Source organism: Macrococcus sp. CoH-51_TC_04 (assembly GCF_058188655.1).
Genome location: NZ_JBVGOY010000019.1, coordinates 1 through 12050, shown reverse-complemented (window position 1 = coordinate 12050; position 12050 = coordinate 1). Strand labels below are relative to the sequence as shown.

Below are 12050 nucleotides of genomic sequence, written 5' to 3'. Positions count from 1 at the left end.
TTAAAACAGCACAGCTTAAAGGTGATCGGTTATGCTCACCTAAAACTTCAGACCATCGCAGATCATCTCGAAATCAGTAAGAAAACAGTCTATCGAACGCTAAAGAATCTTGATGCAAAAGGTTATATCACGAAGATTCACACTGTCAGTGGTAAACGTAAGAATAACGGCGCAAATGTCTATCGTATCAACACGTATACGCAATATGAAATCCTTAAAGAAAAAAATGTCCACGCTAAAATGTCCACGCTTAATCATGTCATTAAGACCGGAAAAGAGCTGTCGCAACAGGCCTTACAACATGTTCATGCAAAAAAGGAAACTATATTCTTTTTAAATCTATTAAATATCTTTTTAAGTAACAAGAAACGTTTAAATAAAACACATGCTAAAGTTTTATATCACAACATTAAAAACTCAGATATCCGTGTCAAACCGATGGAAGTGCCTGACGAAATTTACAACGTCGCAAAGCCCTTCTTTAGTGATGAAGAAATTCTGTCTCTTTATAAAATCATGCTGAAAGAAACCATCGGTAATAATATCTATGACACTGAAGACCACACTGAGATTATGACGTATGCGATAAAATCACTTGTTAAGGCGAAGAAAAAAGTCTATCACGGACAGAAATCTGAGATAAAGAGCGACAGAGCGTACTACATCGGGATTCTTCGAGAATATATCGCACAACAGTTCTATGTCTATCATGCTGTCATCTAGTTATGGAGTGACGGATTGATATTCGAGAGCATGTCGTTTCTGTAGCTTCTCGACACGTTCCAGGAAAAACTGCTCCGTTCGTGGTGTCTGGATCTGTTGCTGAATCTGATAACGGACATTGTCATAGTCATGTGCCGTAAGATTACTGTATTCAGAGATACTGAGATGTTCGAGTTGAAGCTTTTGGATGAGCCTGTCACCGATCTGATGTTCATACGTTGATAGATAGTCATTATGTTTATCCATGAGTGCCTTACGTTTCTTGGGGTCATCAATCTGACTGATTTTTTTCTGTGCGACTGAAAAATGTTGATGTGTGACATGCTTCTTCACGGTCGTATCCAGTAGTCCTTTGTCGACTAAGCCTTCCAGATAGGTCTCAGCTATGTTGGACTGCTGTTGGACTTTCTGTACATGTAGATGCGCCTGATAATAGGGCAACGGTGATAAAGGCGTCCATACACTGATGGTGAACCCTATGCCGAAGAGCATCACAGATAAAGGCAGTGTGAATCTTAACGATGCGAGATGGTCCTCAAGTTTCGCCGTCAATACGAATATTAAATAGAGACACAAAGCAACGATACAGATCGGGATGCCATAATAGAGGAATGTGAACATCCTAATGCATCCCTGTCATAAGATAATAGATGGTGAATATCACAAAGATCAAACTGATGATGACGGGGATATAGTTCAGGATAAGCTTTGTCCTGAGGTAGCTATGATTCAGCTCCGTCTGATGCATCTCTATTTCAGACCTCATCTCTCTCTTCAGATCCGTTAAGACGTCCCGTCTAAGACTTTCAGCGTTCAAGTCCACCACGGTCATGGCGTCGATCTTGTCCTGGCTGTGTTGGATGGTCCTCTGAAGTTCGGTCTTGAGTGTTCGATTTTCGTTGATGACCGTGCGCATCTCCTGTTTGAGTGTCTCGTTGTAGCGTTTCATCTCCTGCATCTCTGATACGAGCGTCAAGTACTTGTCGTGCATACTGTTGAATGCGATCTCTGCTTTCTGGTACTTCAACTTTAGCTGTACGACCTGCTGGGAGAGATGTGAATCCTGATTGTCGTTTAAATCGCTCATAAGATTCTCGTTCCTGCTCCAGTCCGTATTGGATTCCCTCGGCACCATAATCAACTCCTAAATTTTTTTCACGTATGATACGTTTCTTACCATCCCGGTCGATAAAGTCGTATGAAAAACGGGTCATCTGTTGCTTCTGATTGAATCTTTCCCTTATGTTGACACCTAGATCGGTTAGATGCGCCTTAAAGCGCTCTAAATCGAAATGAAGGCTATCCTTTGTTTTTTCGAATGCCTGATCGATTCGTGCTCTTAGATCATCTTTCCATATATATTCGCCTTTATCCTTGAGTTTCTGTTCTTTAATCGTGACCGATGTCCCACGTTCCTTATGCTTTTCAATGACGGGATAACCATGTTCCTGTACAACCGCATCATTGATGCGTTCGACGATCTTCTTTTCCTGATAACAGTGATACTTGTGGCCATCCTCTAAATTTACCGCATTAAACACGATGTGATTATGATAGTTGTCTGTATTGCCATGTGTATAGACGACGGCCTGAAAGCCCCCTCCGAGTGCTTCATTCAGCCGTTCGGCCAGTTCATATCCCATCTGATTCACTTCAAAAGGATCAATGTCACGGCCTTTAAAGGACTGTTCAATGAGATGTGCCTGAATATCCTTACCTTCGTCCTTCGCCTTGTTGAACGCTTTCCTCACGACACGAAATTCATATTCAGCGTTACTCGGATCACAGTTGATCCCAGACATTGCGATACACTTCTTCTCCTGTGTGTCCTTATCCTTACCATTACGCCCATATTTGATGGATGCCGTGGCACTTCTAGAGGATGCTACTTTAGTCTGTGCCATATCTGATGCACCTCATTCTGAAGTCGTTCAAATTCATGCTGAGATGCCTGAAATTCTTCTGTCAGCTTTTTAATCGCATTCAATTCTACAGAACCAATATAGGGTTCACGTGCTAAAGCTTTTAAAGCACGTGTCGATTGATTCATATTATTACCAACACGACTGATCTCTCCCGAAAGCTTTGAAAGAGGTGGTAAGATACTCTGAATATCCTCTGACTTCATCAGTGGACGATGAATCTTCCCTCCTAATGCGCGCGCTTTTAAATATGATGTGATGTTCAAGTTGGCACTTGAAGCTGTACCAGCGATCACATCATATTCATCTGCGTTCACTCGGAAAGAAATAATCTTTGATTTTTTCTTTGCCTCGCTCACTTGTTCGTCCCTCCATTCTGTAAAAAATAGCTCATATTCATTCGTCATTTTTTACGCCACTCCGTGCCGAAGTGATGTGATGTATCGGTTCAGACTGCTCCCTATTCGGTCGCAGACATTCACACGATTGTTGTAAATCCAAATGTCTCACTATTCGCTCGCATTTGAGATGAACAACAGCCATCACATCACAAGAACACAAAACATTTATGTCCAATTGTTCTGTCACGATGTTTATCTCAATTGTACTATAAATTGTACAAAAATGTTTTGGTCAAGCAGTGCGAATGTATACATTTGCTTCGCAAAGTATCATTCACCTACTTGTAAGGGAAAAGTATTTCCCTTAACCCTTTCGTTTTATATCATCGTCTATTTCTTCGAAATACACAGATGATATAAAATACAAAATCCATCCAAATATCACATGATGTTTGGATGGATTTTTGTAGAAAACCTCATCAAATTGATTTGAATATGATGACTACTTACGTCATCCTAATCCAATCAATTCGATACAAAAGATACTGCATACCAGTATCTTTTGTAAGACTGGTTATCACAGTTTAGCCCTTCGTTCTAAACTGTGATAACCAGTTCGTTAACCCCTTAAGATCACTCACGTGCCAGTAGCCTCTTGAATCGTCCATTGCATCCGCAATGCCATTCAGCGCCTTCTTTAATTGATTGAGTTCTTCCTGAACTGCATTCAATTTATTCGGATCAATCCCTGACTGATCCTTATGTGAAATGACATAATTTTTCTTAAATTCATCTAACGAGATAAATTTACCATTCTCTTTTCTTGGGAAGTCTTTACCAAAGACTTCTTTTAAGGTCTGAAGTTCTTTCTTATCTTTTTCACGCTTTTCTTTCAATAGCTGCTTCTTTTTTTCTTCTAACGCTTGTAGTTCTTTTTCATAATCAATATTTGTCATGACATATCCTCCTGATGTTTATCGTTACCCTTATTATGCCACTCATTTTTACGTGATAAAAAGAATAAGGTAAGCCACCTAGAAGAAATCATCGTAATTCGATATAATGAGTAAGCCGTCTTTACTTCCATAGGCGAGATCTTATGGAAGGAGGTGATCTCCATGGACTATATCCTTGTAAATATAGTTGCGCCGATTATTGTCGGTGTGGTCCTTGCGTTGTTTTCTCACTGGTTAGATCAGCGTAAGTCGTAAGACGGCATACCAGCACCTAAAAAACCCCCTAACTGTTCCAGCAGTCAGGGGGTTCGGTGTTTCCATGGAACTAATCCTTGTTAAGTCTATTATATATCATTCAGTTTTCTTTGTAAAACTAATCAATGACATAGACATACTTTACAGCATGTTTAAATATCGTAATTTCTCGTCCATCTTCTGTTTCAATGTAAATCTCATATTTCGCACCGAATAAATATGTTCCAGTCACAGCTTTGCCATCAAGGAAAACAACCTTAATCTTTTCACCTTTTTGATGATAAAAACCATATTTTCTTTTTTCTTCTTTAATTTCTTCAGACATTTAGTCACCCCATATAAATTAACTACTTATTTTAATTATAACGAATAATTGAATTTAAGAGTAATTTAAAAGGATAAAGATGTTATAATTTTAGATGGATAAGAGTATATAAAGGTACATAAGCTATCTACATAATATATCCGGTGAATAGTAAATAGCCTAAGTGGTTAATGGTAGGTAATTATTATTATATAGCACATAATAAGTGCATAACTAATGTTGATTTTTATGTACATAGATGTACTTAGCACTGCATAATTGAAATGGAGTAGTTAAATGATGAATTATACAGTTAAACAATTAGCAGATAAGTTGGAAGTTACTAAAGCAACTATCACAAATAATGCGAAAGCGTTAGATTTAGAATTAAAAAAAATAGATAATGTGATACAAATTGATGATAAACAGGCAGTTTTAATCTCTCAGCGTATAAATAAGAACAAACAAGCAAATAGTATGATTAATAAGGATCCAGAAGATGTTAGTGTATCAGGTAGTCAAACAGAAGAAAAAGATTCTAGAAATGATGATTTGGTCGAAATACTAAAACAACAAATAGAAGATTTAAAAAAAGATAAAGATGAATATATTAATCAAGTTAATAATTTAAATGGTTTATTAAAACAGCAACAAACACTTTTATCCCAGCAACAATCATTACAATTGCAGTCAAATGAAAAGATAAAAGCATTAGAGATAGAATTGAATGAGATTAAAGAAGATGTTATAGAAGCACAAACAGTGAATATAAACGATAAAGTGTATAATGAACTAAAAAATAGCGATGATAGGAATAAAAAAGGATTTTTAAGCAAATGGTTTAAAAAATAGTTTTTATATAGGATTATAGGAGTGAAGATATTGGAATTGAAACACCAATTGGAAATATCAAAAAAATTTTCATCAATGTATTTATTATAATAAAAAATACAGAAGAAAACATACTGATGTATTCTGTATTTTAATTATCAATTCTTTTACTTTTAGAGTATAATCTTTCTTTCCAATAGACTTTCGGTAATTTACTGCCTATTATATAGGCTGCAATAGGTTTTAATAAATCTTTTGCAGCTGCTTTTGCAGTCGTTCCTGCAGCTATATTTCCTCCTGTTATCATTAAACCTATTAATAAAGTTGTATTATTAACATCATTTTCTAAAGAATGCTTTGTGGTTCTCACATATTTATAACCATCTACTGATCCTGCTGGTGGCCCTGCTGCTGCTCGAGATAAAATATTCTTTTCATCCGTACTTGAGCTTAAGCGTCCGTCAATTTCAATATCATCTTTTCGTAATTGAGAAGGCTCTTCTATAACCACTTCAGTAGTTAATTTCTTATATGAAACAATACCATTCTTCAAATTTGTTACTACAATTCTTTTATTAGCTGAATCTAATACCAATTTATAAGTATCATTTTTCTTTTCATCAGTTACTATATTATAATTAGTGCCGTATTTCACTTCTGAACCATCTTCCATAATAATCTTATCGTTTGTATATGTTATATTATCAACAGAAAAATTTTGACTTTTTACAGATTGTTATGCTTCAGCATTTGCTTTTAATGGGGATATAAAAGTAGAAGTTAATAAAGAAACTGCTACTGTGGTAGTAATTAATAAATTAGTCTTATTTGTCACGGTTATCATCTTCCTTCTTATAAATTTTTTCACCTAAAGTTGTAAAAATAATATACAGAATGATAGCAATTATTGGATTTAAAAAATAAATCCATAGAGGTCTATCCACTCCTTCATGCATTGTACTTGCTAAATAATAATGAAAGATAAATAAAAAGCTAATAATAATTAGACTAGTCAAAATCTTATAAAATTTATAGGTCATACTTTCACCTCGCAATATTGATGACAATTTCCTTCGATGTTGAATAGATTACTTCACTATTCCTTTCTTTTTTCTTAGCCATTGAAATCTCACTTTCTTCCATGACACTAATTTATTTTTAAATAATGGATATTTCTTTAGATAAAATTAAAGTAATTAGTATAATGTTTCATTATATTTATATTTTATCACCTCTATAATTTATTTTTTTCAGTATACCTTAATAATTCTATTTATTACTGAATTTTTAAAAATTTAAGGTAAATTTAAGGTTGTACAATCATTCGCTTCATTCGTCTATTTAGTCTACAGTTATAATAATCAATTAGAATTCTATTATTATACTTTTAATTGAATAGTGCGTCTCTTTAAAAATTCATGTAACATAATGGTAATTTTGTTTCATAATAAAAAAGACAAACTCACTTTTAGAATTGTGAGTTTGTCTTCAATCTGAGATCTCTCCAGATCTTTTAAAGTTTATTATCTCTCTCTGCCAATTGTTGCTCCAATATTTCAATTCTTTTCTCAAGTTCTTTCTTCTGCAGTGCTTCTAATTCAATTCTACTTTTTGTTCTCTGCTTCATATTATTTAACAATCTTCTAATGAAAAGCCCTATTGTAATTGCAACCCAGATAATTATTAGACAAAAAACAATTAACCATATGATATCCATTGTATAAACCTCATTTTATTTTTTGTTCAATATATACTTTTTTTGTAACTTAGTCAAATAGAAATTACTTTTATATTATTTACATTATTTAAGGTTTAAATATTGAAAAAAACATTTTACTATATTTAAACCTTAAATAATGTAACACAATATGTATTATGTTACATGACAAACCCCGACACCAAAGGGGTTTATTTTTATGCCTGAAATAATGTATCATAGTGATATCAATACGTACATTATACGTATCATATAGGAGTGATTTGATGAACAGCGTGGAACCGATTAGAGATGTGAAAAAGATACAGGAGATGAAAGAGGCACTTGCTTATTATGGATCAGAACGAGATGTTTTTCTTTTTAATCTTGGGATTAACTGTGGCTTAAGAGTAAGTGACATGTTGGGACTAAAGAAAAAGGATATTAAAGACTATACAATCAAGCTGAGAGAGCAGAAAACCCGTAAACAGAAACAAATCCCCCTTTATCATCTAAAGGAGGATATTGATCGTTATATTCAGTTCTTGGATGACGAGGATTACCTATTTAAAAGTAATAAACTCGATTCTGGTGGTAATGATAAACCTATTAGTCGTGTACAAGCATACAGAATACTCAACCATTCAGCAAAAGCAATCGGTTTAAATGAAATCGGTACCCATTCGATGCGTAAAACCTTTGGTTATCATTACTATAAGAAAACAAAGGATGTCGCTTTATTAATGGATTTATTTAATCATTCTTCTCAGTCTGTGACTTTAAGATATATTGGGATTAATCAAGAAGTGATAAATAGCTTAATAAATGAGACGATGAAAGATATTTTTAATCAATTTTAACTTTCGCAATGTTATTTTCTATCTCTATGCATGTTCCAAAATCCTTAGAAAGAGAAATTAATCTTTTTAATACCTCGTTATTGTCTGTGATTCTTGGTGTTCCTTTTTCTTGTCTCTTTTTACTATATCCTAGTTCTAAAGGATATAAAGATAGCTCAATTAACTTACCGTCTTTCATCTTCCAAATAGGTAGTATAGATTGCCATGCTTCTTGATAACCGTCGAATCCCATTTTACCGTTGTTTGTTTTTTTATTCATTGCTTCAGAAACAGAAGATACATTTTTCAATCCTAACTTTTGAAAATATTCTGGTGGTAGAGTATCTACTGTATCTGTCTGAAAAATAAAATTTCCTAGACTATAAAATATAGGTTTCCCTTGATATATTTCAATGCCTCTAATAACATGTGGACCATGCCCAACAATTATATCTGCTCCATTGTCTATACATTCTTTAGCAAATTTCTTGATATAACAAGGTGGGGAATCTAAACTAATACCGTTAGATTCATGATTATGTATACTCAATATAACATAATCTGATTGCTGTTTAGCCTCTTTGATACTATTTATTATCCTTTCTTTATCTTCTTTATTAATAGTATAAACTTTTTCTGTAAATTCACTTTCTCTAAAAAGAAGTTTACTAAAAGGAGTATATTCTTCTGGAATCTTATGTAATAACCCTAGTTTTACCCCTTCTTCATAAAAACCATTAATATTCAATTCTTTTTCTATATTTTTCAATTGATTAATTTTGTCTTTAGTAAGATTATAGTGTATTGATACCCTTAATGGATTGATACCTGGACGCCCTTTTGTAGTACTAGATTGTTCTCCAGCAATCATATAATTATGAAAAGTAGATGTGAATGATATTAATGCTATTCTGGCATTATGTACCTCTAAATATTTGGCTTTACTCGCATCGAATAAATTTATTCCTGCACCGGCATGTACAAAATCATATTGTTCTAGGTAGTTATAGGTGCTGATTAACCCATTATAAGAATAATCCATCGTATGGTTGTTAGCCCACGATATTAAATTAAATCCTAGTTTTTTTAAATCTTTTAAAACTTTATGAGAAGACTTAGCCCAGGTACCACCACTTAATGCAGATGGAAAATTATCTTTATCCTCTATAGTGGTCTCCAGGTTTGTCATCTTAACATCTGCAGTATTTATAATCTCAGATAACTTATTTACATGTACATTTTCTTTAGATAACCTTCTGTTGATAAAACTATCCCCACTAGCACAAAAAACTACAATTTCTTCTGTCATAAAAATCTCCTTTTTAGTGAATATACACCGATAAATCAATCATAACTACATACTATTATTTCATATAAATATAATACAAGGTAACCGATAAACAGCTACCTTGTATTATTTATATTTTATTCTTGTTTAAATTTTATTTTCAAAATTAGTATAATTCACACTAATACTATCTACACTATTATTTTCACTTTAAATAATAGCCGTACTCTTTAAACCATAATTCATCTCTGATCTTTGCATATTCTTTTAATTTTTCTAGTTCGCCCTCTTTTTTTCCAAATCCTGCACTATGTGAAAGTATTCCATTAAAATAACCTTTACTGTCAGCAAAATAATTTTGGGGGTGTAACATATGTAAATGCCATACTTGATCAATAGATTTGCTAGGAGTGAAGGACATTCCAGGATTCTTTTTTATAATTCTCCAAAACATCTTATATTCCTTAACCATCTCTTCTATTTTTTCTGCAGATAAATTTTCAAAATAATTCCCATATAATTTACAAGCTTCTACTAGATTCAATGAAAATATAGGCATTTTTACATCAGTTTCTTCAATTACTTTTTCCATAAAAAAATTCCTCATTTCATAAAAAAGCAACTAACTTTAAATTAGCTGCTCTTATTGTATTTAGTTACCTTCTTGAGGTGTTACTTTTTCATCTGCCACTTCACCGATACATAATTCGAATGCCATAGTTACCCCTCCTTGCATGTGTAATAAGTACATTTTTTAGTTTAAAATAAAAAGTTCATACCGCCAATATTTTTTCTGAAAATTGTACAATTTTCAGAAAAAATAGTTTATAATTTTTAAAAAGGAGTTGTTAGTATGTTCAAGTCCCCTTTATTTAAGAATTAAAGTTTTATGTCTTTATGGATTGGTGAAACCATCTCTAGTTTAGGATCCCAAATATCTGTTATGGCTCTACCTCTAACAGCTATTATCTTTTTTGATGCAAATCAAATGGAGATGGGATTTTATCAAGCAATGTCCACACTACCTTATTTATTATTTGGACTATTTGCTGGTGCTTTAGTAGATAACAACAATAAAAAGAAACTTATTATGTACACAAACATACTTTCTATCTTATTGTTACTAATCATCCCTATATTCCTTTTTTGGGATATAATGACGATCTATATTTTGTATTTATTAATATTTCTGTTAGGATTCAATTCCCTGTTATTTGAATTATCTTTTTTATCTTATATTCCTAATATAGTTGATAATTCAAATATGGTTGAGGCAAATAGTAAAATCCAAAGTACTAAAGCTTTATCTAAAATGATTGGACCTAATATAGCGGGAATATTGATAAATATTTTCTCTGCACCTTTTTCTTTAATAATAAATTCAGTAATGTTCTTAGTGTCTTCTATTTTTTTCTTAAAAATTCCAAATAATGAAGAAAATAATAATAAAATAAACGTAAAATCAGAAATGTTCAAAGAAATAAAATACGGATTACAAATTATCTTTAATAATAAAGTATTATCTAGATTGTGCATTTCTACATCAATGATAAATTTTTTACATACTATTTTCAGTGCTATTTTTATGCTATTTTTATATAAAGAATTAAAAGTAGATGAATCATTTATAGGTATAGTATTAAGTGTTGGTAGCATTGGAAGTATTATTGCATCATTTTATTCTAGAAAAATTGCTACATCAATTGGAATAGGTTACTCAATTAATCTCTCACTATTTTTTATTACTATAGGCATGTTAATATTTTTTTTAGTTTCTAATAATCAAATTATTCCTATATACATAGTACTTTTGGGTCAGATATTGTTTAGTTTTGGTAATACCATGTATCTTATTAATCAAGTTACACTAAGGCAAGTAATTACACCTAAAGAAATACTAGGAAAAATCAACGGTAGTAGTAGATTTGTTAGTAGAAGTACTATGCCTATCGCTGGAATATTAGGTGGGGTAATCAGTTTAAAAATAGGTTATATTAATACTTTCATCTTACTTTTTATAGGATATTTATTCATTTCTATCTATTTATTCACTTCAAAATTAAAAAATATTAAAAATATTGAATCGGTTGAAATAGAAAATGAAAAAATTAAGAGATATTACAATAAATTAAAAGGAGTACAATTAAATGATAATTAGAGAAGCTTCTGAAATAGATGCATATCAATTAACATTTTTAATGAAAAATGTGGAAAAGACCTCTATGTATATGTTGATGAATGCAGGGGAAAGAAATACAAATGAAAATCAAATGAAGCACCTTATAACTAAAATCAAAAATAAAAGCAATTCAAATATAATAGTAGCTGAAATTAATAATGTATTAATAGGCTATTTATTTGTTATTGAATTTTCAGAAATTAAAAAGTCACACTCTGCATTTATAGTTTTAGGAATAGATGAGTCATATAGAAATAAGCGCGTTGGAACATCTCTTATGAAATATCTTATGCAGTGGTTTTCTAAAACTAGTTTAGTCAGACTTGAATTAAGTGTTATTTCTCAGAATAAAAATGCAATTAAACTTTATAAAAAGTTTAATTTTTTAATTGAGGGTGAAAAATTAAATTCTATACAGATTGATAATTGCTTTTATAATGAATTTTTAATGTCTCTTGTTAAAACACATTAGTTATGATAATTAATTATTATCAATTTTAATAAATAGGCAAATCAAAATAGGAAATTTCCTATTTTGGTTTGCTATTTATATGGAATAGTTATACAATTTAATTAACTTAATTGAACGTAAAAAGAACATTCAGCATTAATAACTGCTGCAAACAGTTATTAATCGCCTACCGATCGCGTACATCGGCAAACACTTTAGAATGTTCCTTAAACTCTTCTTATAAGATTATGTTTTAATCATACCC

At 31.9% G+C, this 12050-nt stretch carries 14 protein-coding genes; 6 read left to right on the top strand and 8 right to left on the bottom strand.

Annotation, left to right across the window (positions count from 1 at the left end; all coding sequences use genetic code 11):
* A partial coding sequence (locus tag ACZ2V4_RS11375; RefSeq protein ID WP_490514916.1) for an HTH domain-containing protein occupies positions 1-723 on the top strand: 723 nt, incomplete at its 5' end.
* On the opposite strand, the gene ACZ2V4_RS11370 is transcribed toward ACZ2V4_RS11375, so the two are convergent.
* The 4 genes from ACZ2V4_RS11370 to ACZ2V4_RS11355 all read right to left on the bottom strand — a co-directional run bounded on the left by ACZ2V4_RS11370 (position 724) and on the right by ACZ2V4_RS11355 (position 3942).
* The gene (locus tag ACZ2V4_RS11370) at positions 724-1344 is read right to left on the bottom strand and encodes a hypothetical protein (protein ID WP_490514915.1); all 621 of its coding nucleotides are present in this window, start codon (positions 1342-1344) and stop codon (positions 724-726) included.
* Between the two features lie 185 nt (positions 1345-1529).
* Complete coding sequence (locus ACZ2V4_RS11365; RefSeq protein WP_490514914.1) at positions 1530-2627, bottom strand: relaxase/mobilization nuclease domain-containing protein; 1098 nt, start codon at positions 2625-2627, stop codon at positions 1530-1532.
* On the bottom strand, positions 2609-3052 hold the full coding sequence (locus ACZ2V4_RS11360) for a plasmid mobilization protein (protein ID WP_490514913.1): 444 nt from the start codon (positions 3050-3052) through the stop codon (positions 2609-2611). The genes ACZ2V4_RS11365 and ACZ2V4_RS11360 overlap by 19 nt, the downstream gene beginning before the upstream one ends.
* A 518-nt stretch (positions 3053-3570) precedes the next feature.
* On the bottom strand, positions 3571-3942 hold the full coding sequence (locus ACZ2V4_RS11355; RefSeq protein WP_490514912.1) for a hypothetical protein: 372 nt from the start codon (positions 3940-3942) through the stop codon (positions 3571-3573).
* 162 nt (positions 3943-4104) lie between these two features.
* On the opposite strand from ACZ2V4_RS11355, the gene ACZ2V4_RS11350 reads away from it, so the two are divergent.
* The gene (locus tag ACZ2V4_RS11350) at positions 4105-4197 is read left to right on the top strand and encodes a type I toxin-antitoxin system Fst family toxin (protein WP_115113453.1); all 93 of its coding nucleotides are present in this window, start codon (positions 4105-4107) and stop codon (positions 4195-4197) included.
* 118 nt (positions 4198-4315) lie between these two features.
* Here the strand turns inward: ACZ2V4_RS11350 and ACZ2V4_RS11345 are convergent, their stop codons facing one another.
* On the bottom strand, positions 4316-4522 hold the full coding sequence (locus ACZ2V4_RS11345) for a hypothetical protein (protein ID WP_133446097.1): 207 nt from the start codon (positions 4520-4522) through the stop codon (positions 4316-4318).
* 276 nt (positions 4523-4798) lie between these two features.
* Between ACZ2V4_RS11345 and ACZ2V4_RS11340 the strand changes: the two genes are divergently transcribed.
* The gene (locus ACZ2V4_RS11340) at positions 4799-5353 is read left to right on the top strand and encodes a hypothetical protein (RefSeq protein WP_133446096.1); all 555 of its coding nucleotides are present in this window, start codon (positions 4799-4801) and stop codon (positions 5351-5353) included.
* 130 nt (positions 5354-5483) lie between these two features.
* Here ACZ2V4_RS11340 and ACZ2V4_RS11335 read toward each other — a convergent pair whose 3' ends face one another.
* Positions 5484-6005: a hypothetical protein gene (locus ACZ2V4_RS11335; RefSeq protein WP_101143109.1), complete on the bottom strand. Its 522-nt coding sequence runs from the start codon at positions 6003-6005 to the stop codon at positions 5484-5486.
* A 1310-nt stretch (positions 6006-7315) separates the two neighbouring features.
* On the opposite strand from ACZ2V4_RS11335, the gene ACZ2V4_RS11330 reads away from it, so the two are divergent.
* Complete coding sequence (locus ACZ2V4_RS11330; protein ID WP_490514911.1) at positions 7316-7888, top strand: tyrosine-type recombinase/integrase; 573 nt, start codon at positions 7316-7318, stop codon at positions 7886-7888.
* Here the strand turns inward: ACZ2V4_RS11330 and ACZ2V4_RS11325 are convergent.
* Complete coding sequence (locus ACZ2V4_RS11325; RefSeq protein WP_490514910.1) at positions 7875-9176, bottom strand: CapA family protein; 1302 nt, start codon at positions 9174-9176, stop codon at positions 7875-7877. The genes ACZ2V4_RS11330 and ACZ2V4_RS11325 overlap by 14 nt on opposite strands.
* Before the next feature lie 184 nt (positions 9177-9360).
* On the bottom strand, positions 9361-9747 hold the full coding sequence (locus ACZ2V4_RS11320; protein WP_219494990.1) for a glycine-rich domain-containing protein: 387 nt from the start codon (positions 9745-9747) through the stop codon (positions 9361-9363).
* A 297-nt stretch (positions 9748-10044) separates the two neighbouring features.
* On the opposite strand from ACZ2V4_RS11320, the gene ACZ2V4_RS11315 reads away from it, so the two are divergent.
* Complete coding sequence (locus ACZ2V4_RS11315) at positions 10045-11313, top strand: MFS transporter (RefSeq protein WP_490514909.1); 1269 nt, start codon at positions 10045-10047, stop codon at positions 11311-11313.
* A complete protein-coding gene (locus ACZ2V4_RS11310; RefSeq protein WP_219494992.1) occupies positions 11303-11806 on the top strand; it encodes a GNAT family N-acetyltransferase in 504 nt (167 codons plus the stop codon). Before ACZ2V4_RS11315 ends, ACZ2V4_RS11310 begins: the two co-directional genes overlap by 11 nt.
* Positions 11807-12050 lie beyond the last annotated feature (244 nt).